Raw genomic sequence first — 25,004 nt, forward strand, 5'->3', positions numbered from 1 at the left:
TAAACAAATAAAAGAGTAGTCCACTAAAGACTACTCTTTTTCACACAAAGATATGCTATTGATTTTCACAAAAAATCTTACTTATTATTCCATATTGATCCATACGCTTTTCACTTCAGTGTAATTATCAAGCGCATAGCTTCCCATTTCACGACCAATTCCCGACTGTTTATAACCTCCAAACGGGCTTGCTGCATCAAATACGTTGTAACAGTTCACCCAAACTGTACCCGCTTTAATACCATGAGCAATATAGTGTGCTTTCTTTAAATCCTGTGTCCAGACGCCCGCTGCTAGACCATATGCTGTATCATTTGCTTTGGCAATCAAATCATCAAGATCGTCAAACGGCATAGCAGCTACAACCGGACCGAAGATTTCTTCACGAGCAATCGTCATCGAATGATCGACATCTGCAAAGATAGTCGGTTCTACGAAATAGCCTTGATCAAATGGAATGTTTCCTCCTGCGAGTACTTCCGCTCCTTCTTCAATTCCTTTATCAATATAGGTTTTCACTCGTTTTTGCTGCTGCGCAGATACAAGCGGACCCATTGTCGTCTCATCTGCTAATCCATTTCCTTGTTTAATAGATTTCGTTTGAGAAACTAAATCAGCTACGACATTATCATATAAGCTTTTTTGGACATACAGACGACTTCCAGCACAACATACTTGTCCTTGATTAAACATAATACCTGAAAGCGCACCAGGCACTGCTTTTGTTAAGTCTGCATCCGGGAGGATAATGTTTGGTGATTTACCTCCAAGCTCTAACGTCACACGCTTTAAGGAGTCGCTAGCTTGCTTCATAATTGCTTTTCCGACAGCAGTAGATCCTGTAAAAGCAATTTTATCGACAAGATCATGATGAACGAGCGGTTCACCTGCTGTTTTCCCGTAGCCTGGCACAATGTTTAGCACGCCTTTTGGGAACCCTGCTTCATCGGCTAGTCGAGCTAAGTAAAGTGCAGAAAGCGGCGTTTGCTCTGCTGGCTTGAGCACAATTGTACATCCAGTTGCCAAAGCGGCTCCGAGCTTCCAAGCGGCCATTAAAAGTGGAAAGTTCCACGGAATAATTTGGCCAACAACCCCTACTGGTTCATATCTTGTATAGTTAAAATACGCTCCTTGCACAGGAATAGTTTGTCCAACCATTTTAGTTGACCACCCAGCAAAGTAGCGGAAATGTTCAATTGCTAATGGAATATCTGCATTTGATGTTTCACGAATTGGTTTTCCGTTATCAAGCGTTTCAAGCTGCGCAAGCTCCAATTGATGTGTTTCCATTAAATCAGCTAATTTATAAATAAGTCGACTTCTTTCAGCTGCTGACATCTTTGTCCAAGGTCCATGATCAAAGGCTTCTCTAGCCGCTCTGACGGCACGATCAATATCCTCTGGATTTGCTTCAGCTACATCTGCCAACTTTTCACCCGTTGCTGGATTTACTGTTTCAAACGTTTTTCCTGAAACAGAGTCTACCCATTCGCCGTTAATGTATAGCTGTTTAACTCCTTTTAAAAACTCCACTACTTTCGGACTCATTTCAACTTTTTTCGCTCCAAGATTTTGCATCAAATACATACCTCCCCACGAATTTTGAAAACGCTAACAATGAATATTTTACCATGTTATCTAGTAAAATCAACAATTTCGCATACAATATTCTGAATTTTTCTACATATATTCTAGTTATCTAAAATTTATCTTACTAGCACAAATGTCGAAAGAGGCGAAACGTTTACTGTATTTCCCTTCACCGTACGGAGCGTTTTTGTTCCTGCCTGCTCGCCGTCAACAAGTAATCTCCACGTTCTGTTAGAAGGTAGATGAACCGTTTGAGCTTGTTTATTTGCATTATGAATCACCATTATTTCGTTTGCTTTATCTTTATTGGCTTTAGCATTTAACGTATAGCCTACTACGTTTGCTGATGCATCAACAAAGCGTAAATTTTGATGAATAGCCTGTGCACTCGTCATTCTAAATGAGGAATATTGCTTTCGAAGCGCAATAAGTCCCTTCATATAATCTACTTCTTGGCTGAAAGCTGCTCGGCGCTTCCAATCTAGCTGATTGACAGAATCGGGTGACTGATAGCTATTATGATCTCCGCCTTTTGTTCTCATAAACTCTTGACCTGCATGTATAAAGTTCATTCCTTGAGATGTTAAAATAATAGAAGAAGCAAGCTTATGCATTTGCTTTTTCGTTTGTTCGGTTTCAGCAGGGTTCGTCAGCTGAAGTTTATCCCATAATGTATGGTTATCGTGTGCTTCTACATACGTCACAACTTGATCTGGGTCTTCATACGTGGCAGTTGAATGATCATAATCAATTCCAGCTGCTATACTTTGCTGTATGAGCTTTTCTTGACCCTGTTTTCCATTGACAAATCCGTTGTCACGATCAAAAAATACGCTGCCTTTAAGACCATCTCGCATACCGTCATTAAAGTGAGCGATGCGCTTCATATCCTGAGCGTTTTTCTGATTAGCTTTTAGCTTAGCATCAAGCTCGGTTTCTAGATCCCAGCCTTCTCCTAAGACGATAATAGAAGGATCAACTTCATCTAACTTCTTTCTCACTTCATTCATTGTCTTTATATCGTGAATCCCCATTAAATCAAATCGAAACCCGTCAATGTGGTACTCTTTTGCCCAATACGCAACAGAATCTACAATAAACTTCCGAACCATTTTCCGTTCAGACGCCGTGTCGTTTCCAACACCTGTTCCGTTGGATAGAGTTCCATCTTCTTTATAACGGAAGTAGTAGCCTGGAACTAGTTTATCAAAGCTATGCTCACTCACTGCATACACATGATTATAAACAACGTCCATTATCATACGAAGCTGCTTATCATGAAGCGTTTGAATCATTTGTTTGAGCTCAATAATTCTCGTCTTAGGATTATATGGGTTTGTTGAATAGGAACCTTCTGGGACGTTGTAATTTTTTGGATCATATCCCCAGTTAAACTGCGGCTCGTTTAATTTCGTTTCATCCACCGTACGATAATCGTAAATAGGCAGGAACTGAACGTGCGTCACACCTAAATCTTTAATATGACTGAGTCCTGTTTTTACGCCATTTGGTCCTTTCGTATTCCACTCCGCTACGCCTAAATATTTTCCTTTATTTTTGATACCGCTCTCTTTTTGAGACGATAAATCTCGTACGTGCAGTTCATAAATAATCGCATCTTCTGGATTTTTAAATTTCGGCTTATTTGTACTCCACTTTCTCGGATTTGTCTTAGCCAAATCTACGACAACTCCGCGATCTCCATTCACCGTTGTTGCTCGTACATATGGATCAACCGCTTCGCTCCAGCTGTTCCCAATTTTTACTTTGTACGTATAAATTAGTTCATCTTGATTTCCTTTTAATTCCGCTTTCCACGTTCCTTTTTCACTTTTGGTCATAGAAATTTCTTTTACAGCTTTGGAGTTCCATGACGAATAAGTCACTAGCTTGGCTTCACTTGCGGTTGGAGCCCATACGCGAAAATTTGTTTGTTTCTTAGAATACGTGTTTCCTAAATCGTTTCCGCTATATGCATACTTTTCGTCAAATTCTTTCGTGCGAACGACATTTCCATTGACTACATCAGCTGAGCCGTAGCCTTTTTGCTTAACTCTATACGTTTTTGTAACGTCCAAAGGCTGTTTTGTTATAATTTTAACTTTAGTAGTAGCAGCGTCTCCTCCCTCTTTATAAGGTGTCACTTTCTCAATTTGAGCTCCGTCAATTTCAATGTCTCCTACACTCTTAGAAGAGTCAAACGGCACGTTTGTTTCTAAGGTGATTTGATTAAATGTATCCATAGTCGCTTTCGTGATTTTCCGAGTGATATCTACTCCAGCTCTATCATAATAAATTCGATTTTGTCCTTGAACAATCCATACTTCTACATTCCCATCTTTACCAACCTTGGTAATAAAGCGGTCCCCTCCGTCTTTATTTTCCCAATCGCTGTCACTAGTAGAATGGCGTACAATAAAACCAATTTTGTCAAATAAATTACCGCTTCCACTGTTAATGGCGTAAGTCGCTCTCTTCCCAAAATTCGTGTCTTCCGTAAATTCGATTTGCTTGCCTTCTTTTTCATCACCTGGCCATGTCCAAATGTTCCACCCGCTGTAATCTCCGTCGTACCGATGATAATTTAAGGTAACGTTTACTTTATCAAACTTCGGTAAATCTCGGTATTCACCGTCAGGAGGAGACGTATATGTATGTTCATCTCCACTTTTCACCCATACTTCTCCTTCACCGTTCTCCACTGAAACGAAGCGGTCTCCTCCATCTTTTTCCCACGACTCTGTTCGAACAATAAAACCTACTTTGTCATAAGTACCGGGTAATTCAACTTCAGCTACTTTTCCAAACTGGTCTTCTCCTGTAAATGCGTAAGGCTTCCCTTCTCCTCCTTCAGGAAAAACCCATAATCCCCATTCCTTTTTATCATTTGGAGCAGACTGATAGTGAATCGTGATTTTTGTTGCGTCTGCCGCAGATGCAAACGATTGCATAAACGGGCTAAAAAAAGAGCTTACTAGTAAGAGCAAAGCCGTCAGTACCATTGCATATTTAGTCCAACTACGTTTCAATGAAAACCCTCCCGTAAAATAGAGTACGTACACATTTTTCACTATAACCTTTTTTGAAAGCGTTATCATAAGTATTTTTTCCTATTTTATGTGAATGAAGAAAAAAAATCCATAGTTAACAATGTTAACTATGGATGACGTATCTCTTTTACACTTCTGCTGTTTCAGGTGAAATGGTTTGATCGTTGTATACGCTTGTATCTAGCTCTTTTGTTAATTTACTAGTGACGACTCCGGCTGTCATACTTCCACTTACATTAAGCGCCGTACGCCCCATATCAATTAATGGCTCTACTGAAATTAATAAACCTGCTAGCGCTACTGGTAAATTCATAGAAGATAATACAAGTAAAGCCGCAAATGTCGCTCCTCCGCCAACGCCTGCTACGCCAAACGAACTAATTGCTACAATGGCAATCAACGTGAAAATAAATGAAGGCGTTAAGGGATCAATACCTACCGTTGGTGCAATCATAACGGCTAACATAGCTGGATATATTCCAGCGCATCCATTTTGACCAATTGTAAGACCAAATGAACCTGCGAAATTTGCAATTCCTTCTGGAACCCCTAACTGTCTTGTTTGTGTATTAACATTCAAAGGTAATGCTCCAGCACTTGTACGGGAAGTAAAGGCAAAAGCCAATACAGGAAATACTTTCTTAACATATGTGATCGGATTTACACCGATGATTGTTAGAATAACTAAGTGAACAATAAACATAGCTGCCAATGCGACATAGGATGCTACAACAAATTTTCCAAGTTTAACAATTGCATCAATATCACTCGTTGCTACTGTTTTGGTCATAATTGCAAGTACCCCATAAGGAGTTAAACGAAGAATTAGCGTCACTACACGCATTACGATTGCATAAAGCGTATCAATAATTTTTGAAAATAACGCCGCTTCCTCAGCTTTTTTACGCTTCACGCCTAAATACGCAATTCCAACAAATGCCGCAAAGATGACAACGCCAATCGTGGAAGTTGAACGTGCGCCTGTTAAATCAAGAAACGGGTTAGCAGGTAATAATTCTACTACTTGCTGCGGGATTGTTTTTGCTTCTAAACTAGATAAATTGTTTTCTAAGTCCTCTCCGCGCTGAAGTTCCGCTTCCCCTTTTGTGATTTGGACAGATTCTAAATTAAAGCTCGTTGTTGTAAAAATACCAATTGCAGCTGCTATCGCTGTTGTGACAAGCAAAATCCCAATAATTAAACTACTAATCTTTCCAATATTGCTCGTCAATTTTAAGCGAGTGAATGCCGCTACAATCGATACAAATACAAGCGGCATAACAATCATTTGAAGAAACTTAACATATCCGCTTCCTACAATGCTAAACCAATCGGCGGTCGTCATCGTTACTTCATGAGTCGGACCATACACCCACTGAAGAGCAAAGCCAAAAATAATCCCTAGTCCAAGCGCTGTAAACACACGCTTTGAAAATGATACATGTTTTTTCTGCATCATAAACAGCCCCGCAAGCAGTGCGAGCATAATGAAGATGTTTAGAATGACTAATAAGTTATTCATAGATGTTCCCCCTGTAATTTTTCCATAAATTATGTCTCTATTACTTATAATATAACAATACCAATAAGTCAACTAGGTTTTATGTTTTTTCCTAAAGACAGTTTTTTTGAATAATTTTGATAAAGCAAAAAAGCTAAGGATTTTCCTTAGCTTTCTATTTTACGCTTGTATGTACTTCAGTGGTCTTTTGCTCCGTTACCAGAGATGGTCCTTCTTTCATCACACCGGATGTACTACGATTCATATATAGGATTACATTTCATATAATTCATTTAGCCATTTTACAAACAAATGTCTCGGTAATTCTAGTTCGTGAAGCTCGACATATTGAATATCAGATAGCGTCGTCCCTCTAGCCATATAAAAGTACCACTGCCAGCCAATATCTTTAGCAATGGCATAGGATTTAGCTAGATCTTGTCTATTATCTGTCTGCTGCATATCATTCATCCACTGCGTTTCATCCGCTTCATACTCATAATAATGGAGAGTATATTTATCACACCAATACGCAAGGTCTTGATGGGAAAACGGATTTTCCCCGTCACATACTTGAAGCAATAGCATTCTTAAATTTTCCGGTGTATACGGTAATATAATTTTTTGATCTGCACGTCTCATTTTGCTACCTTCCTGACATGTTCGTTTCTTTTATTACATCATGTACGGCTGTGTTTAGCAATAAGAAATGGATGACGTTTTCATTACTTTTCGTTTACAACATTTCATTTGCTTGCAAAACCGCCGTATCTTCGACATACAGAGGCAGTCGGATTTTAACAATCGTCCCTTTGTTCTGTTCACTCTCAATCTGCAGGGTACCGTGATGATCATGAATAATTTTGGAGCTGATTGTTAATCCAAGCCCCATTCCTTTTTCTTTTAAAGTAAAAAACGGTTCTCCTATATGTTCTAGACGGTCTTTAGAAATTCCTACTCCTTCATCTCTAACTTCTATAAAAATATGGTTATCCTGCGCTGTTTTGATTGTAATGTAAATATTTCCAGGCCTATCCATGGCTTCAATTGCGTTTTTAAAAACATTAAGTAATACTTGAATAAGGTGATTTTTATTTCCATACACACTAGCGTTATTTGTTTGTTCATCGTATAAGAAGTCAATGTTTTTCAATAAAGCTTCATGGGAAGTTAAACTCATTACATACTTAACCGCTTCTGTAAGAGAAAACACGCGAAAATGTTCACTTTCAGGTTTTGACAAAAGGAGCATTTCACTGACAATACCATTAATTCGTTCCAGCTCATCAAGCATGATGTTAGCATACCCTATTGCGGATCGGTCTGTTTCTTTCATGAGCTGAACAAACCCTTTAATACTCGTAAGCGGATTTCTAATTTCATGAGCAATTCCAGCAGCTAATTCGCCTACTACAGAAAGCTTTTCCTTTTTTATCAGAAGCGCTTCTGCAAGCTTTTGCTGAGTAATATCTCGTCCAATCGTGATAAGAGCTTTTCTTGAGCCATCATCAAAAAACACAGGTATTTTAATAACATCAAATGTTTTGACCTCGCCGTTTGGTATTTCAAATGCTTCTTCCGTGCGTACCTTTTCCTTTTTTCTCCAAGCTTCTTCATCCGATGAAATACAGTGTAAGAAAGCCGCTTGAAAGAAAGGCACAAGCTCCCCAAGTTCTGCATCGGTTTTACCCCTGTAATCAATACCCTTTAAATGATAAAGTTCTCTTCCAAAATCATTCACCGCCACCCATTTGCCAGCTCCATCTTTAAAACAAATAAAATCTGGCATTGAATTTATTAATGTAGCAAGCTGATACTGTTCATCAGACACCTGGGTATGAACCGAACGCTTATGAAGTAAATAAAACGTGCCAGCCGTTACGCCCACTAGTAAACTATCTTTTATCAAACTGCTAAGAGCATATGCTCCTTTAAAAAATGCCATTGTTTGAAAGACGATGTACGCCCCTACAAGCAGAAGACCCGCTACCGCCGCTGCTTTTCGTACACCCTCCCTATTTTTTATCAATATTTCCCACCAGCCTTTGTTTTTTACGTGAATACTCTCTATGTCTCATCAATTAAGTTCTGAACATTCTTCTTGCTTTTAAACTAGTTTACCTTATTTTTTTATTCTTATCTAATACCTTTTTTTATTACTTTTGACACAGTTTCTTTTATCCTCTTTATTTGTTTCCACATTTTCATTTTATTTGAATTATTTTCTCTATCAAAATAGGAATTTAGATACGGAATACCCTGGAACATTTAGGTAATAATACTCTTTTTTGTATTTTCTTAATATTGTAAATTCGAGTAGTACCAACTACATCGATAAATTTAGGGGGATTTTAATGAAAAAAACCGTGATTTCTTTGGCTGTAGCAACAAGTTTGACTTTATCTTTTACAAGTGTACAAGCTTCTACTTCTGCAAATACTTCTCACCATCAAAGTTCTGAACAAAAAGTATTAAAAAAAATCAATGCTGAGAAAATTTATCAAGACATTGCGTATCTCTCAAAAAAACCTCGTGTGGCAGGAACTGAAGCTGAACGCGAAGCTGCTACATTTGTTCAAAAGCGTTTGTCTAAACTAGGCTATGAGAGCGCAGTAGAGCCTTTTACCTTTACCGGTTACACACCAGCAGCTAGTTTTTCACTAAGCGTAAACGGTACGAGCTACTCTCCAACAACTTTTACTTATAGCACCAATGGAAATGTCACCGCTGAAATTGTAGATGGAGGGCTGGGTACAAAAGATAATTTAGCAAACAAAGATGTGACAGGTAAAATTGTATTAGTTCAGCGAGGCACTATTACTTTTGGTGAAAAAGTATTAAATGCTGCTGAAAAAGGGGCTGCAGCCGTCATTATTTTTAATAATACAGACGGTGAGCTAAACGGAACGCTTGGCGGCGCTAATGATAACTACATTCCGTCTCTTGCTGTTACCAAAGAAGAAGGTGAAAAGATTCTTACTTCTATTCAAAAAGGCGAAAAGCCTTCAGGTACAGTAAAAATTGAAGGAGCTGTCGTAAGTGAGCGAACATCTTATAATGTAACCGCTACTAAACCTTCTACTTTTAAGAAAAAAGGAACAAATGATATTATTGTAGTAGGTGCTCATCATGATTCTGTGGCCGGAGCGCCTGGGGCAAACGACGATGCTTCTGGAACAGCAATGGTGCTTGAATTAGCTCGCGTATTTAAAACTCTTCCTACTGATACAGAACTGCGATTTGTTACATTCGGAGCTGAAGAAGTAGGCTTACTAGGATCCGAGCATTATGTTAGTGAGCTATCTGAAGATGAGAAAAATCGTATTGTTGGAATGTTTAATTTAGACATGGTAGGAAGTCGAGATGCGGGAGATTTGGTGATGAATACAGCTGATGGAACACCAAATCTTGTCACAGAATTAGCTCAAGCTTCAAGTACAAGATTAAATGGATCACCTACGCCATTTCAAGCTGGCGGCCGCAGTGATCACGTTCCTTTTGCAGAGGCAGGAATACCGGCTGCTCTATTTATTCACAGTCCGTCTGAACCTTGGTATCATACGCCTGAAGATACCCTTGATAAAATAAGCAAAGAAAAACTTCAAGATGTGGCTGAGATTGTTGGAACAGCTATTTACGATCGTTCCAGTCCCGACCAACAAGGTTCTTCAGTTAAAAAGAAAGCAACATTTAAAGCTCCTCACCTTTATCACGAGCAAGATGTTAAATAAGAATCTATCCCTGTTATTCATACATGATCAAAAAAAGAGATGTTTATGCATCTCTTTTTTTGATAAGCAGATTTCTCAAGGTTTTAAATCCATTATGCTACAATTATTATAGAGGAACCTCACTTATTGCTTACATAAAACTTTTGAACAAAAGAGGTGTATTTTTTGAATTTTACGGTAGACCATTCAATTCTTTTATTATCTATTCTCCTTGTCATAGGGGTACTTACTGCAAAGTTCTCTACTCGCCTTGGAGTCCCTTCGCTCGTACTCTTTATTATTGTAGGAATGGTTGTTAGCCACTACATCTACTTTGACAATGCTCTTTTAACACAAGGATTCGGAATATTAGCACTTATCATTATTCTTTTTGATGGGGGTGTGCAGACAAAATGGAAAGATGTTAAACGCGTTGTTCGCCCTTCCGTTTCATTAGCTACTTTCGGAGTCCTCATTACGACAGTTTTAACGGGTGTACTTGCCAAATATATTTTAGGTGTTACTTGGCTTGAAGGCTTTTTATTTGGGGCAATCGTTGGCTCTACAGATGCTGCGGCCGTGTTTTCTGTACTAGGGACACAGAATATCCGCCAAAAATTAAACTCCACGCTAGAAGCAGAATCTGGTTCCAATGATCCGATGGCCATCTTCTTAACCGTTTCTATTATTGAATTAATTCAACATCCGGACTCTCCTATCCTCTCATTAATCCTTAATTTCTTTTGGCAAATGGGAATCGGGCTGGTACTTGGTTTAGTACTTGGAAAAGCATCCGTTTGGATTATTAATCGAATTAATTTGGATTCTTCAGGTCTTTACCCTGTGCTTACATTGTCATTGGCCGCCTTAACCTATGGAATTTCCACATTTGTAGAAGCAAGCGGTCTACTTGCTGTATATGTAATGGCAGTGGTAGTAGGAAATGCAGATCTAACTTATCGTCATACAATTGTCCGCTTTAACGAAGGTTTTGCATGGATGATGCAAATTTTAATGTTTATTTTACTCGGCCTTCTTGTCTTTCCTAATCAACTGCTAGATATCATTTGGCAGGGTATACTGTTATCTCTTTTACTTATGTTTGTCGCTCGTCCGCTCGGCGTATTTCTTTCGATGATGTTTGCTAAATACTCATCCAAAGAAAAACTGTTTATTTCTTGGGCCGGTTTAAAAGGAGCTGTTCCAATTGTATTAGCCACTTATCCTATGATGGCAGGTTTGGAGAACAGCACGCTCATTTTTAACGTCGTTTTCTTTGTTGTCTTAACTTCCGCTCTTCTTCAAGGAGCAACAATCGCTCCTTTAGCCAAATTTCTAAACCTTTCTCAAGGTGAAAAAGAGACGGTTCCTCACAGTCTCGAGCTTGTTTCGATGGGCAAAACCAAAAATGAAATGATTGAGTTGAAGCTCGTGGAACATGCAGATATATCAGGAAAATCGCTTGAAGAACTTCACCTCCCTGAAGACATTTTAGTGACTGCTGTTATTCGAAATGATAAACTACTTACACCTAGAGGAAATACACAAATTTTTGCAGGTGATACATTATATATTCTTATTTCGAAGAAAAAACGGGATAAAGTAAAAGCATTTTTCCAAAAAAATACGTCTGACGGGGACGAAAGAGAAGGAAAAACCAGTTAAAAAATTGGTTAAAGCCTTTACTAGAAAAACAGCACCCGATTATTGAACGGAGTGCTGTTTTTGCTGTTGCATCAAATAAAGAGATTTATAATTAGGGTGATGTTTTAAAAGTTCTGAGACCGTTACAAATTTATACCCCTCTTCCTTTAACTTCGGTAAAATTTGTTTTAATGCTTCAATGGTTTGGGTTCGATCTCCTCCAGTATCATGAAACAATACAATATCTCCTGACCTGGCATGGTTAAGCACTTGACTTACAATTTTACCTACGCCTGGATTTCTCCAATCAAATGTATCTTGATGCCAAGACCAAAGAATAATGGTATACTGCTGATTTTTAGCAGCTTTTACTACCCGATCGTCATAATAGCCAGTAGGTGGACGAAACAGGTAAGGTTTTATTCCTGTAATAGCTTGTATACGTTCATCCGCTTTTTCAATTTCTTGTTCAATTCTCTCTACTTCCTGGCCCCTTACTTTCAAATGGCTATATGTATGATTAGCAAGTTCATGACCTTCGCGAACTTCTCTTTGAGCAAGCTTGGGAAACGACGTTATTCGATCGCCGACTACAAAAAAAGTTGCTTTGGCACCGTACTTTTGCAATAAATTTAAAATGGTCGGCGTATATTTAGGATCTGGTCCATCATCAAATGTAAGCGCAATCAACTTTTCATCTTTCATGGGAACTTCCCACACGATATCTCCTTTTTTTTCATAATAAAATCTGCTCTTCTTTGCAGCATCCGCCTGAATACCATAGAAATTAATGGAAACAATAATGATAATTGACAAGCACCATTTCACTCAATGACCTCCTTTTTTGTCTAGGTGTGATTCATGCGTATTGTCAATAAACGCTTTAATACCAACTGCAAATAATCGTTCATCACCCAAACACACGCGCTGTTGACGGCGATTAGCTGCAGAAGTTGATTTACGGTTTTTCATAGTCTTCTCTCCATTACTAATTGATTGTGTTTTTAGCTTTACCAAAAAGTCAAAAATAAACCTACGGGTTCTAACATGCCGAAAACATTTTTATATAGTAACTACACGCTGTCTAGCGTTTTGAATAGGAGATATATACATGCGAAAATTTTATTTAGCGCTTCTGTTAATGATAAGCGCAACCATAGTTATACTGCCTTCTGTTAAAGCAGTCAGTGAAAGCAATGAAAAACATCAGCAGCTCACCGTAAGCGAACAAGGATATTCTCTTTCATTGCCCAATGAATATACGCTTCAAAAAGAAGAGGATGGAAAAGATATTCTTTTTTCAACCAAGACTCCCTATACGTGGATGCGAATTGAAGTCCTTTCCGGGAAAGAAAGTACAAGCAAATCATATCTAGATCATTCAAAAGAATTGTTTGATGACCAGTTTGGAAAATCGTTAAAAATTTCTTCTACATCCCTATTTATTCAACCCGTTGTATTTGCATCTATATCCGGGAGTAAAAAAGAAACGGCAAAGCTATATGTACTAAGAGAAACAAAGGGGCACCCTCCTTTAAAAATCACGATGGTTACAGCTAAAAATTCTGATGATGAAAAAAAGTTAATTTCAATTGTTAACTCAGTAAAAACGCATGAATGAAAATAGATAAGGAAGCCAGCTATGAAAAAAAAGATATTTCTTGTTTGCTTTATATGTTTGATGAGTGGCTGCTCAACTGCTTTTCGTGAAGAGCTTATTAACACACAGGAAGAAATTCCAAAAGAACGCTTGCCACAGCAAGAATTCACCTATCCTTACAAAGGAAGCAGTAGAACAGATGTGGGTTATCTTAAAAGAAGCATCAATCAAAACTATACGCTTTACGTACTAGAAGGATACGAGTTTACAGAAGAAGAGCCCCGAAAAGATGTCATTTACAACAAAAAAAATGATGCTTTGTGGATGCGGATTGAAGTGTTTCCCTCAAATAAAAGTGTAGAGGAGCTCAATAAAGAAACAAAAGAAATTTTAAGAGCTGGCTTTTCAGAAGTGGCTTCCCTTGATACGCACCTCATTCACCATAACTTAGAGATAGAAGCTGCGTACAAAGCATCAGATGATAAAAGTAACGCATACGGTTTTCTCGTTCGAAAGCAAAATCAACACCCTACTTTCCGGTTAACGATCTTTGCTCCTAAATCTGAAAGAGATTTAACTCCGTTTTTAGAAATGGCGAGAACGCTTCAAAATGCATAAAACAGAGAAAAAGTCGGTTTACAAAGTGTGTAAACCGACTTTTTCTTTATTTCATATCTAATAGTTTAGTTTTTAAATCTTTTTCCATTTGATACAGCTCTGATTCTGCCTCGGTACGCTTCGTACGTCCTTCTTCTTGTATCTTTAGCACTTCTTCTAACGTGGTAATCAAATCGGACTGCGTTTTTTTCAATGTTTCGATATCGACAATCCCCGCCTCGTTTTCACGAGCTACTTCAATCGTATTCTGCTTGAGCAGCTCTGAATTTTTAGTAAGCAAGTCGTTTGTTGTCTTAGATACTTGCTTTTGGGCTTCCATTGCTTTCTTTTGGCGTAATAAAGTGGTTGCGATTACTACTTGATTTTTCCAAAGTGGAATAGCTGTTAAAATAGAGCTTTGAATTTTTTCCACAAGGGTCTGATTGACTTCTTGAATTAATCGAATCTGCGGTGCACTTTGAATGGCAATTTGACGGCTCAGTTTTAAATCATGCACTCGTTTTTCTAGCCTATTGATAAATTGATTTAAATCATTGACCTCCTGAGCCATCAAGTAGTCATTTTTTTGAGATGCTGTTTGCTGAAGCTGGGGCAGCGTTTCATTCTGCAGCGCCACTAACTTGTATTCTGCCGCTGCAATGTAGACGTTAAGCGCCTCGTAAAACTGTTTATTTTTATCATATAAGCTATCTAGCATCGTAATGTCTCGATACAGCATTTGTTTTGAGCGCTCTAACTTATCTGCAATTTTATCAATTTCAACATTAATGCTTTGATATTTTGTTAATAAATTTTGAATAGGCCTAGAGACTCCTGAAAATAATCGACCGATGACTCCTTTTTTCTTTGCAGAAAAATCATCGGGATTCACTTGGCGAATCTTACTCATTAAATCTCCTATAACGTCTCCTACTGGTCCCGTATCTTTCGTTTGAACATGCTGTAGTACAGATTGAGAAAACTGAGATAGTTCTGACTGAGCTGCTACCCCGTACTGTAAGATAGCCTGCTGATTTTTATAATCAATTTGATTTGCGATTTTCTGTGCTTTTTCCTGATATTCCGGTGTCAAATCATCGTATGTGTTTCTTTTTGCAGCGCGAGAGTCCGATTGTACCTGCGGGGTAGGCGACGCAAAAGGATCATCAAGCAGCGCATCTAACGATTGATTTTGATTATATTCTTTCATCATAAAATCCCATCCTTTGCATTTACGTTACTTTGTGCGATTAGTAGCTGTCGGTATATACGGCTGCTCCTCTTCAAATGCTTGTTTTAGCACTTTAAGCTCTACATCTAACGTCAGCTTATCTTGTGAAAGAGCACTTGTTAATAAATGCTCATACTTCCCTGATAACCCGCGCAGCATGTCTTCCGCTTCATGAAGACTTTCTTTTACTTCTATGCTTTTTGTTGGTTTTGATAATAAAAACATATACCTTTCAATGACGGTAACCGTTGATTGTAAGTAGTTCGTAAAAAAGGGCTGAACATCTTTATATCGTGCGGGCTCTTTTTCTACCATTTCAATGATGCTTTTACCTACTTTGTATAGTTTAGAAAGTTCTGTCCACATATGAACAGACCGAATTTTAAAACGATAGCTTCCAATGGTTCTTAATTGCTTTTTTGCCTCTTTTACTTGATGACGAACGTATGCAATTTCTTCTCTATACGGATTTTGATAATGACGTCGAGCACTGCTCATAATAAAAAACAGGCTCGTCACGACCATTACTCCTATACTAATGCCAAAGGATTGAATCATCGTGGTACTAAATCCAAAATAGCTGACCGGAACGGCTACTGCTCCTGTTACCCAAATGGCAAGAATCTTTTTTATGATTCGAACGACTTTCATCGCTTTCACTCCTATCTCAAATGTGACCGAACTTTTAAACGTATACATATTATACCATTGTCTTCCCGTCTCTTAAAACGATTACTGTTATAATTTATATACGGATAAAACCTTTAAAGGTTTCATAAAACAAAAAAACAGGCAGCTATTAAAAGCTGCCTGTTTTTTATTGATCTTCGCGCTTGTTGTAATCATACTTCGAACGTTCAATTGGTTTGAACCCTTCTGGTGTATGAAAGCGGAGTAAATCTCCGTAAACAAGTTTATCTGATAGTTCTAGCTTTTTCTTAACTAGTTCATCATACTTATCATACTGTTTCGCTTCCTTATCTGAAAGCTGCTTGCCCGTTGCGTTGTCATACACTTTCTGATCAACTTTTGTTACCTTAGGTGTAACAAAGTCACCGTTACGGAAAGGTACAACTTGCTGATGTTCTTTTGATAATAAGTCTGTACCAAAGTCAATATAGTCTTTTGTATCAAGACCTAATAAATGCATCACTGTTGGACGAACATCTACGTCTCCGCCATACGTATGATTTACGCCGCCTTTAAGGCCTGGTGAAGTAATAAATAATGGTACGCGCTGCAGTTGAGCTTGTTCAAAATCATTGATGTTTTTACCCATTACTTTGCCCATTGCACGCTTATGGTTTTCAGAAATACCGTAGTGGTCACCGTACATCACGACCATCGTATTGTCTGCTAAACCAGAGGCCTGTAAATCCTCAAAGAATTGCTTGATTGATTCATCTAAATAACGAGCCGTTTGGAAGTATTGGTCAACTGACTTATCTCCCGTATTGTGAGGTCCAATCGTTTGGTCTTCCTTATCTAGCGGATAAGGGAAGTGGTTTGATAACGTAATGAACTTCGCGCTAAATGGCTGCTTTAAGCCTTTTAGGTACGGCATTGATTCTTTAAAGAATGGTTTATCTTTTAAACCATAGTTCAGCGTATCTTCGTCTGACATATTGTAATAAGCTGAATCAAAGAATTTTTCTACACCCATTGATTTATACATTTCATCACGGTTCCAGAACGATTTTCCATTTCCGTGGAACACAGATGTTGTATAGCCTTGCTGATCTAGAATACCAGATAGCGACTGATAGGTGTTATTTGCTTTTGTTGTAAATACAGAACCTTGAGGTAAGCCGAATAATGAGTTCTCCATCATGAATTCAGCATCTGACGTTTTACCTTGCCCTGTTTGATGGAAGAAGTTATCGAAATACATTGTGTTCTGATCTTTTAATAGTGAATTTAAGAATGGCGTTACTTCTTCACCATTTAACTTATAACCAATCATAAATGACTGAAGTGACTCTAATGAAATATAGATGACGTTTTTGCCTTTTGCTTGACCGAAATATTCTTTGTTCGGCTCAGCATATGTTGCTTTTGCATAGTTCTCTACCTCAGCCACATCACTGCTATCTGCTAACGCGCGCTGTGCTGAAGATTTCGAGCTCTGGATGATGTCATAGATCGTATAGTTATACGTTCCTAAATATTTTACTAAATAGTTGCGGTCAAATGTTCTTGTTAATAGTTGAGGACGATCCATTTCCGCTAGTGCGATGTTGGCACTTAAGAATAAAATCCCTGATAAAAATACACCTGTCACAGTACGTCGACTAATTGTTGCTGGTAAGTCAACTTTTTTCCATAGTACTAAAACTAAAAGAATAAAGAAATCTGTGAAGTATAAAATATCAGTTGGGCTAATTAAAGCCATGGCACTGCCGCCTAATTGACCAAAGTTGTTTGACTGAGTCAATACAGGAACAGTAATAAAATCATTAAAGAAGCGATAGTATACTACATTTGCGTACAGGATGAATGAAAGTAAAAAATTCATTCCAAGCAGTGCTCGTACTTTTCCGCGCCCTTTAAATAGTAGTGCAATGGCAAAAAAGAAAATTGCCGAACCAATTGGGTTTATGAAAAGTAAGAACTTTTGCATAAAATTATCTAACCCTAAGTTAAATTCGATACGATAAACGGTATACGTTTTAATCCAGAACAACAAAACTGCAATTAGAAATAACGGCAGCTGTTTCGAAAAAATATTTTTACCGTTTGTCATGAGCTGTTTCATATTCCCACCTCTGTCTCTATTGAAATTTAAGCTCACTTTTATTTTTATAGTAAATGTAAAAAGAAATCTCTCTTACAAAAAATGTAAGAGAGCTAATCTGTTCTTTCACATTTTAACTCTTTTAAAAAAATTGTCAACACCGCTACGTATAATTTTCACCAAACGTGAGAAAATAACTACTTTCTTATTCCCAGCTCTATCGGCTTTCAAACACAAATGTTTTCTGTGCTTTTTTCTTCTCACTATTTAATACGGACAACTTCTCTTTAAGTTTCACTATTTTATATTTATTTTTTATTTTGTCCACTATACATATAAATTTAACACTTGCCTTAGTTTTCCTTCTCCTTTACAAGAGAATGCATAAAAGTACTTGTGAATATTTGTTATATCAATACCTCTTATTTTCTTTTCTTTCTACAGTAAACCACATATTTTGAGTTATTTCTTTCTTTAAATTTGAAAAAAATGTGTCAGTTTGCATCGAAAATTTTTATTTTTTTACCTTTTTGTTTATAATATAAATTATAAATATTATTTGAAATTTCAGATCTCTTTAACATCTGATCTAGAAAGTGCATTTTTTATATAAAATTGGAATTAGTACGGGCTATGCATGCTTGTATACCTAGAAGTTTAAACGTCTTACATTTTTATAAAGGAGAAAAAATGAAAGAATGTATTGTTTTCATTACAAATATTATTAATGTATTGCACGACGGATTAATTTATATTTTTTATTTACTAGGATTTTCTCTTTCAGATAAAGAACTTCACTTCTGGATTATTGGTATTATTGGACTGCTCACGTTTTTAAGCGTTTATATGATCTTTAAATTATTGTCAAAGTGGAAATTTAGTATTACAGCTATTTCTTTTATCTATACCCTTACCGTTATGCTTGTCTTAGTTTTTGCCATTGAAATTCAGCAAGGAATTACCACCCGGGGCAATATGGAATTTGATGATGCCATAGCAGGTTTATGGGGGTTTTTAGTCTTTTTTAGTATTTATATCGCCTTTGCTTCTTTTTTTCTTTTATCCAAGAAGTTATTGTCTTCGAATAAGGAGAAAAAAATAAAAACCGAGGCCCCTACTCGGAGCCAAAGGCACGTGAATTAATTTCGTTTGAGTTTCAAAACGACTTGATGAATTCGTATTCGATTATATCGTTGAACCAAAATAAACGGTACGTTTGCAACAATCGCATAAATAACCATCCAAACACCTACAGAAGGAGAGTTCCATATAAAAAAAAGAATAGAAGGAAGTATGCTGATCCAGTGAGTTAACTCTGCTCGATTTGTTTCAATTAAAAAAAGCTGTGCATATTCCTTCGTTCTACTCTCCCATTTCTTTTTATAAAATCCTCGTTTAAATAGCTTTCCTCCATCAGGAAGCCACGGTTTCCATCGGTGTACCCCGAATTTTTTATATAGCCCAACTGTTTCCCAGCTTTGAACCTTAAACAGCGCAAGGTCCTTCTTTAAATAAAAGGGAGAAATTTTTGTGCATCTGTAGGCGATCAACATGTGAATCACAAACCATGCCATGATATTAATTAAGAGCTGAGCACCTGTCATTTTATCACTTTCTTCTTTTTTTCTTCTTCTATAGATATGCTGCGTTCTTTCCATTTAACTTGCTTTCTCACTGCTGTTTGGATGAAAGACCATACGAATAGACCCAGAAAAAACAGCACATGAATAGGAAATAAGCACAAAGAAAAAAAAGGAAACGAACCTATTTTTCTTAAGCTATTAAATAAGAGACTTACATAGCAAACATAGCTGCTAATTGCCAAGCCTGCATGTTGATTCCATAGAGTAGGTAAAAAAAGGACATAATTAATCATGCTAGTAAGCCACAAACTTACTAGAAATAAATAAATGGCTTCCGTTTTCCCCGCACCTGAAGCAAAACTTTTACTCCACCCTCTTATAAGGCTTTTCATACCATTTGGATACATGCGCATGGAAAGAGCTCCCTGTCCACTCATACACGTAATAAATTCACCTTGATTGTTCATTTTCTCAACCAGCGCCATATTTTCAACCACTTCTTTTTTTATCCCTTCGTGGCCTCCGCTTTGAAAGTAGGAGGCTGCGCTGCAAAGCAAGCACTGCCCGAAACCGACAGAAGGACTTTTCCAATTTTTAAAGGGGTGAAACGCGCCAATCGATGCAAACGTAACATAGTGAAATAAAGCAGAAAACATTTCATAAGGCCTCTTAACAAGATGATAAGGATGAACCGACAGCACGCCCCCTTGCTGTTGATAATAGAAAAATACTTTTTCAATTCCGTCTTTCTCTACTGTAATATCAGCATCTAAAAACAAAAGCACCGAGCCTTTTGCTTCTCGTGCTCCATTCCAGCATGCCCATGACTTTCCTAGCCACCCAGCTGGAAGTGCGCCAGGGTGCACTACTTTTACGCCAAATGCTTTGGCTACCCTCTCAGTATTATCTGTTGAGTTGTCATCTACAACAATCACTTCAAAGTCAGCGTTCCGTAACTGGAGTGACTGCAATAAAAAGGTAAGGTTTCTTTCTTCATTTCTAGCTGGAATAATAATGGACAAACATGACATATCGTTTCTTACTATTTTTACACGTTTAAATGTAGGGATAGTGATGACAAGCGTACCTGTCAAGACAAGAGCAACCAGTAAAAAAGACATCCTTTTCTCCTTTCCTTCACGTATGAAAATTAGCGAACTGGACAAAATAAAAAGTTGTAGACCTATTTTTATTTTGCGTGAAGTCATTTTATACACATTGTTGACAACTCGCTTTTGTTTTATAAGGAGGAAAAAGATGAAAAAGAAAGTAATTGTTGTAGGCGCAGGTTTAGGTGGTCTGTCAGCTGCTATTCGTCTGTCAGCTGATGGATATGATGTAACAGTCGTTGAAAAAAGCGAGCGAATTGGCGGTAAGTTAAATATTCGCAGCGGCAAAGGGTTTTCTTTCGATACGGGACCTTCTATTTTAACAATGCCGTGGGTGCTAGAGCAGCTGTTTGACAGTGCAGGCCGCAATATCCACGACTACTTGACAATAGAACGAATTGAGCCTCAGTGGAGAACTTTTTTCCAAGATGGAACACAAATTGATTTGACCAGTGACCTTCCTCGCATGCTTCAGCAGCTTCAAGAACTTGCTCCAGAAGACATTGAAGGTTTTTTTGACTATTTATCTTATGCAAATAAAATGTACGAATCGAACTTAAAAAGTTTTTATAAAAAAAGTTTATCTGGACTGCACGATTTACGAACGATGCACACGGTAAAAGAACTGCTTCAAATGGATCCAATGAGATCTATGGATGCTACTACACGCAAATATTTTTCAAACAAACATTTGCGTCAATTGTTTAATTTTTTAATTATGTACATCGGCTCTTCTCCTTATCATGCACCGGCTGTATTAACACAGCTTGCTCACGTTCAGCTAGGATTAGGTATTTATTACGTAAAAGGCGGAATGTACAAAATTGCTGAAGCGATGGATAAGCTCCTTCAAGAACTTGGCGTCACTGTACATCTAAATACGCCGGTAAAAGAAATCACAACAAGCGGAGCAAAGGCAACTGGAATTACACTAGAAAATGGCGAGAATCTATCAGCAGATATTGTGGTATCTAATCTAGAAGCAATTCCAACTTACCGCTATTTATTAAAAAATCATGCGCAAGCAGCTAAACAAACTCAGCAGCTTGCAAAATTTGAACCTACTGTTTCTGGCCTTGTTCTTTTATTAGGGGTTAACAAACAGTACAAGCAGCTTCAACATCATAATTTCTTCTTCTCAAAGGATCAGAAAGAAGAGTTTGATACAATCTTTAACAAAGGTCAAGTAGCCATGGATCCGACAATTTACATTGGCGTATCGTCTAAATCAGACCCTACGCAAGCTCCTGAAGGAAAAGAAAACCTGTTCGTTCTTACTCATGTACCTCCTTTAAAAGAAGGCGACGACTGGGCTGCATTAAAAGACCGCTACCGTGATGTCGTATTGAAAAAGCTTGAGGCAATGGGATTAGAAGACTTACGTTCAAGCATTGAGTTTGAATATACGTTTACTCCTAATGATATCCAAGAGCTTTACGGTGCTAACGGCGGGTCCATTTATGGCGTAGCAACTGACCGTAAGAAAAATGGAGGTTTTAAAATTCCGGCAAGAAGTCAGCTTCTTTCTAACCTTTATTTTGTGGGCGGCTCTACACACCCTGGAGGCGGCGTGCCAATGGTGACATTATCAGGTCAGCTTACAGCGGACGCAATTAATGAAGATTTTCAGATTCCTCGTATGCAAAAAGATATTGGATAATGAAAAAGTGCAGGAAATTCCTGCACTTTTTTTAAAAGTTCATTTTTGACTGTCCACCGTCTACGTTTAACGTCGCACCCACTATCCATGAAGCTTGAGACGATGCTAAAAAAACAACGGCGTTTGCCACTTCTTCCGGCTCTCCAAAGCGCCCTGCTGGTATTTCATTTTCAACAAACTGCTTAATCTTTTCCGGATTTTCATCCATTCTTTTTTTCCAATTACCCGTTTCATGCAAAATGCTTCCCGGCGCTACTCCATTTACACGAATTCCTTTAGAAATCATTTCATCTGCAAACGACTTTGTAAAGCTGATAAGCGCTGCTTTTGCGTTATTGTACGTGACTTTCCCTCCACTTTCCCTTCCGAAAATAGACGTAACATTAACGATTGCCGCATCTTTTGTCATATGCGCCGCTGCTAGCTTGCTCAAGTGGATAGCTGAAAAGTAGTTAAGCTCCATCGCTTCTTTGAAAAGGGATAAATCTGTTTCCATCGCAGTGCTTCCATTACTTCCTCCAGCGTTATTAATTAAAATATCAATGCTTCCGAAGTCGCTAATGAACTTCTCAATTAATGCAACTCTGTCTGATTCGTTTGTTAGGTCTGCTGTATATGTACGCACGTTTTCTAATTCTGACTGTGCATCCTGTAACGCTTCCTCTCCTCTTGCCGCAATTCCAACATTTGCTCCTTCTTGAATAAACAAAGCAGCAATAGCCTTCCCAATTCCTTTTGACCCGCCGGTAATAAGTACATTTTTACTTTGCAACTGTAAATCCACACGTATCCCTCCACGTTAAATGATAATTACTATACTTTCTATCATAGCTCACTGCATGTCAAAATTAAAATCATATACTGTTTTACCTTTTTATTCCTTTTAAATCGCTGCGTTTTATGGATACATTCTTTGAATTTATTGTCAGAACTCTTAGCAAAAACAAGCCACGGCGTGATATAATGCTTTTTGGTGTAAATGTTTTCAAATTGGGGGTTTTTTAATGCAACAAACGTTTTCAACATCTCAAAAAGTTAAGCAGTTCGTTTTTATTTTATTTCCGATATTGGTCACCCAGTTTGGAATGTTTTCAATGACTTTTTTTGATACGATGATGTCAGGAAGGGTAAGTGCAGATGACTTGGCAGGGGTAGCAATTGGTTCAAGCTTATGGGTACCTGTTTTTACAGGGCTAAGCGGGATTTTAATGTCTATTACGCCAATTGTTGCACAGCTTGTCGGAGCTAATCAAAAGAAAAAGGTTCCGTTCTCCGTCATTCAAGGGCTTTATGTGTCCATTTTAATGGCCGTTGTTATTATTTTAATCGGTTTTTTTGTTGTTGATCCTATTTTAAAAGGGATGAATTTAGAAGCAAACGTAATGCGCATTGCCAAACAGTATTTAATTGCTTTATCTTTTGGTATTATTCCGCTTTTTATTTATACGGTTTTACGAAACTTTATTGATGCTTTAGGGCAAACTCGTACGTCTATGCTTATCACCATTTTAGGGTTTCCGGTTAATGTAGCTTTAAACTATGTATTAATCTTCGGTAAGCTGGGCTTCCCCCACTTGGGTGGAGTAGGCTCTGGTTATGCAACTGCCGTTACGTATTGGTGCATACTCATTGTATCCATTGTAATTATTCATAAAAAAGAACCTTTTTCTAACTTCGATTTATTTAAAAGATTTCACCGTATCTCTTTTTCTACTTGGAAAGAAATATTAAAAATTGGTTTACCTATCGGTTTTTCGGTCTTTTTCGAAACAAGTATTTTTTCAGCCGTCACGCTGTTTATGAGCTCGTATAATACCATTACAATCGCTTCTCACCAAGCAGCTATTAATTTTGCCTCATTTCTCTATATGATTCCGCTGAGTATTTCTATGGCTTTAACGATTGTTGTGGGATTTGAAGCGGGTGCTAAGCGTCATCAAGATGCAAGAAGCTATAGCAGGATCGGTGTAACTATCGCTGTTGGCATGGCTTTTGTTTGCGCAGGTCTTTTATTTACTCTTCGAGAATCAGTAGCTTCTTTGTATACAAAAGATGCAGATGTACTTGCATTAACTTCTCATTTTTTGATTTATGCAATTTTCTTTCAGCTTTCTGATGCTCTTCAAGCTCCTATTCAAGGCGCTCTGCGAGGATATAAGGATGTAAATGTTACCTTTTTAATGTCCTTGGTATCTTATTGGGTAATTGGTCTACCTTTAGGCATTGTTTTAGCAAAATACACCGATTTGCAGGCGTTTGGCTATTGGATTGGACTAATTGCGGGGCTTGCTGCAGGAGCAACAGGACTTGCGTATCGTTTGATAAAAATACAAAAAAAGCAGCTGCTAGAGGAGAATAAATCTTCTCGAACGGCTTAATCAAAAAAAGAACGTTCTCAAAAGAACGTTCTTTTTTAGTTTAAAGACGGATTGATATTCTTCCTTATACTAAAACTTCTTATTTATTTAAGGTACGCTCTAACTCTTGTAAAAGCTGTTCCGCACCTTTTTTACTTAACACAACGTTTCCATTCCCAAAGGTTAAGTTTTCACGCGTAATTTCCCCAGTTACTAAGCAAGCACCATACGGGCTATACTTTTGTAAAATAATAATATCTTCATCAACATATATTTCTACTGGATCACCTGTGTTGATATTTAAAATACGGCGCAATTCAATAGGAATTACTACGCGACCCAATTCATCTACTTTTCTTACAATTCCTGTAGACTTCATAAAATCCATTCCTTTCATAGTAAACAAATAATATCTTCTCGATACAAATCTAGTCAAATTCGTCAGAGTTGCTAAAACCAAAATGCTTCAATGATGGTCTGATAACGGTTTATAAGTTCTTAAAATATGGCAAATAACGCATTAAATAGATTTATATACACTTTGTATCATATCAATTCGTACACTATTTATGAATAGTGCATAATCTTTAAAATCGAATTCATCCATATATGTTAAAAGTGTGTATTTTATCCATAAT

21 protein-coding genes are annotated in these 25,004 nt (G+C 37.6%); 7 read left to right on the forward strand and 14 right to left on the reverse strand.

Features of this window, described 5'->3' with window-relative positions:
• Nucleotides 1–84: 84 nt before the first annotated feature.
• The 5 genes from ACFX4N_RS04390 to ACFX4N_RS04410 all read right to left on the reverse strand — a co-directional run bounded on the left by ACFX4N_RS04390 (nucleotide 85) and on the right by ACFX4N_RS04410 (nucleotide 8,170).
• Nucleotides 85–1,578, reverse strand: coding sequence for an aldehyde dehydrogenase family protein (locus tag ACFX4N_RS04390; protein ID WP_013082880.1), 1,494 nt, complete (start codon nucleotides 1,576–1,578; stop codon nucleotides 85–87).
• 128 nt (nucleotides 1,579–1,706) lie between these two features.
• A complete protein-coding gene (gene pulA, locus ACFX4N_RS04395) occupies nucleotides 1,707–4,688 on the reverse strand; it encodes a type I pullulanase (protein ID WP_098382951.1) in 2,982 nt (993 codons plus the stop codon).
• 79 nt (nucleotides 4,689–4,767) lie between these two features.
• On the reverse strand, nucleotides 4,768–6,162 hold the full coding sequence (locus ACFX4N_RS04400) for an L-cystine transporter (RefSeq protein WP_013056740.1): 1,395 nt from the start codon (nucleotides 6,160–6,162) through the stop codon (nucleotides 4,768–4,770).
• A gap of 252 nt (nucleotides 6,163–6,414) precedes the next feature.
• Entirely contained in the window at nucleotides 6,415–6,783 is a 369-nt protein-coding gene (locus ACFX4N_RS04405; protein ID WP_013056739.1) for a hypothetical protein, read from the reverse strand.
• A 94-nt stretch (nucleotides 6,784–6,877) separates the two neighbouring features.
• Nucleotides 6,878–8,170: an ATP-binding protein gene (locus ACFX4N_RS04410; protein WP_013056738.1), complete on the reverse strand. Its 1,293-nt coding sequence runs from the start codon at nucleotides 8,168–8,170 to the stop codon at nucleotides 6,878–6,880.
• Nucleotides 8,171–8,495: 325 nt separating this feature from the next.
• Between ACFX4N_RS04410 and ACFX4N_RS04415 the strand changes: the two genes are divergently transcribed.
• Nucleotides 8,496–9,872 carry a M28 family peptidase gene (locus ACFX4N_RS04415; protein ID WP_029321377.1) on the forward strand — a complete coding sequence of 459 codons (1,377 nt, stop codon included), beginning with the start codon at nucleotides 8,496–8,498 and terminating at the stop codon, nucleotides 9,870–9,872.
• Nucleotides 9,873–10,037: 165 nt separating this feature from the next.
• Nucleotides 10,038–11,516, forward strand: coding sequence for a potassium/proton antiporter (locus ACFX4N_RS04420; RefSeq protein ID WP_057273053.1), 1,479 nt, complete (start codon nucleotides 10,038–10,040; stop codon nucleotides 11,514–11,516).
• A 39-nt stretch (nucleotides 11,517–11,555) separates the two neighbouring features.
• On the opposite strand, the gene ACFX4N_RS04425 is transcribed toward ACFX4N_RS04420, so the two are convergent.
• Both ACFX4N_RS04425 and ACFX4N_RS04430 read right to left on the reverse strand, forming a co-directional pair.
• On the reverse strand, nucleotides 11,556–12,323 hold the full coding sequence (locus ACFX4N_RS04425) for a polysaccharide deacetylase family protein (RefSeq protein ID WP_013056735.1): 768 nt from the start codon (nucleotides 12,321–12,323) through the stop codon (nucleotides 11,556–11,558).
• Nucleotides 12,324–12,467: a hypothetical protein gene (locus ACFX4N_RS04430; protein WP_013056734.1), complete on the reverse strand. Its 144-nt coding sequence runs from the start codon at nucleotides 12,465–12,467 to the stop codon at nucleotides 12,324–12,326. It abuts the gene before it with no gap.
• Nucleotides 12,468–12,606: 139 nt separating this feature from the next.
• Between ACFX4N_RS04430 and ACFX4N_RS04435 the strand changes: the two genes are divergently transcribed.
• Together ACFX4N_RS04435 and ACFX4N_RS04440 are read left to right on the forward strand one after the other, a co-directional pair.
• Nucleotides 12,607–13,116 carry a hypothetical protein gene (locus ACFX4N_RS04435; RefSeq protein ID WP_013056733.1) on the forward strand — a complete coding sequence of 170 codons (510 nt, stop codon included), beginning with the start codon at nucleotides 12,607–12,609 and terminating at the stop codon, nucleotides 13,114–13,116.
• 21 nt (nucleotides 13,117–13,137) lie between these two features.
• On the forward strand, nucleotides 13,138–13,713 hold the full coding sequence (locus ACFX4N_RS04440) for a hypothetical protein (RefSeq protein WP_029321371.1): 576 nt from the start codon (nucleotides 13,138–13,140) through the stop codon (nucleotides 13,711–13,713).
• A gap of 46 nt (nucleotides 13,714–13,759) precedes the next feature.
• Here the strand turns inward: ACFX4N_RS04440 and ACFX4N_RS04445 are convergent, their stop codons facing one another.
• The 3 genes from ACFX4N_RS04445 to ltaS all read right to left on the reverse strand — a co-directional run bounded on the left by ACFX4N_RS04445 (nucleotide 13,760) and on the right by ltaS (nucleotide 17,678).
• A complete protein-coding gene (locus tag ACFX4N_RS04445; protein WP_013056731.1) occupies nucleotides 13,760–14,905 on the reverse strand; it encodes a toxic anion resistance protein in 1,146 nt (381 codons plus the stop codon).
• Nucleotides 14,906–14,929: 24 nt separating this feature from the next.
• On the reverse strand, nucleotides 14,930–15,574 hold the full coding sequence (locus ACFX4N_RS04450) for a 5-bromo-4-chloroindolyl phosphate hydrolysis family protein (protein ID WP_013056730.1): 645 nt from the start codon (nucleotides 15,572–15,574) through the stop codon (nucleotides 14,930–14,932).
• A 166-nt stretch (nucleotides 15,575–15,740) separates the two neighbouring features.
• A complete protein-coding gene (gene ltaS, locus ACFX4N_RS04455) occupies nucleotides 15,741–17,678 on the reverse strand; it encodes a lipoteichoic acid synthase (protein WP_013056729.1) in 1,938 nt (645 codons plus the stop codon).
• A gap of 669 nt (nucleotides 17,679–18,347) precedes the next feature.
• Between ltaS and ACFX4N_RS04460 the strand changes: the two genes are divergently transcribed.
• Nucleotides 18,348–18,800, forward strand: a complete 453-nt coding sequence (locus ACFX4N_RS04460) for a hypothetical protein (RefSeq protein WP_013056728.1) — start codon at nucleotides 18,348–18,350, stop codon at nucleotides 18,798–18,800.
• Here the strand turns inward: ACFX4N_RS04460 and ACFX4N_RS04465 are convergent.
• Together ACFX4N_RS04465 and ACFX4N_RS04470 are read right to left on the reverse strand one after the other, a co-directional pair.
• A complete protein-coding gene (locus tag ACFX4N_RS04465) occupies nucleotides 18,797–19,315 on the reverse strand; it encodes a glycosyl-4,4'-diaponeurosporenoate acyltransferase CrtO family protein (RefSeq protein ID WP_235567290.1) in 519 nt (172 codons plus the stop codon). The two genes, ACFX4N_RS04460 and ACFX4N_RS04465, sit on opposite strands and share 4 nt — an antisense overlap.
• Nucleotides 19,258–20,361 (reverse strand): glycosyltransferase family 2 protein, encoded by a 1,104-nt coding sequence (locus ACFX4N_RS04470; RefSeq protein ID WP_057273052.1) that lies wholly within the window; start codon nucleotides 20,359–20,361, stop codon nucleotides 19,258–19,260. The genes ACFX4N_RS04465 and ACFX4N_RS04470 overlap by 58 nt, the downstream gene beginning before the upstream one ends.
• A gap of 136 nt (nucleotides 20,362–20,497) precedes the next feature.
• Here ACFX4N_RS04470 and ACFX4N_RS04475 point away from each other — a divergent pair, with 136 nt between their 5' ends.
• Nucleotides 20,498–22,009 carry a phytoene desaturase family protein gene (locus tag ACFX4N_RS04475; protein ID WP_029321365.1) on the forward strand — a complete coding sequence of 504 codons (1,512 nt, stop codon included), beginning with the start codon at nucleotides 20,498–20,500 and terminating at the stop codon, nucleotides 22,007–22,009.
• Between the two features lie 31 nt (nucleotides 22,010–22,040).
• Here the strand turns inward: ACFX4N_RS04475 and ACFX4N_RS04480 are convergent, their stop codons facing one another.
• Nucleotides 22,041–22,793, reverse strand: a complete 753-nt coding sequence (locus ACFX4N_RS04480; RefSeq protein WP_057273051.1) for an SDR family NAD(P)-dependent oxidoreductase — start codon at nucleotides 22,791–22,793, stop codon at nucleotides 22,041–22,043.
• Between the two features lie 220 nt (nucleotides 22,794–23,013).
• Here ACFX4N_RS04480 and ACFX4N_RS04485 point away from each other — a divergent pair, with 220 nt between their 5' ends.
• Nucleotides 23,014–24,387, forward strand: coding sequence for an MATE family efflux transporter (locus ACFX4N_RS04485; protein WP_057273050.1), 1,374 nt, complete (start codon nucleotides 23,014–23,016; stop codon nucleotides 24,385–24,387).
• A 79-nt stretch (nucleotides 24,388–24,466) separates the two neighbouring features.
• Here ACFX4N_RS04485 and ACFX4N_RS04490 read toward each other — a convergent pair whose 3' ends face one another.
• Complete coding sequence (locus tag ACFX4N_RS04490; RefSeq protein WP_025752053.1) at nucleotides 24,467–24,745, reverse strand: AbrB/MazE/SpoVT family DNA-binding domain-containing protein; 279 nt, start codon at nucleotides 24,743–24,745, stop codon at nucleotides 24,467–24,469.
• Between the last annotated feature and the right edge of the window lie 259 nt (nucleotides 24,746–25,004).

This window comes from Priestia sp. YIM B13551 (genome assembly GCF_042787905.1).
GTDB lineage: Bacteria > Bacillota > Bacilli > Bacillales > Bacillaceae_H > Priestia.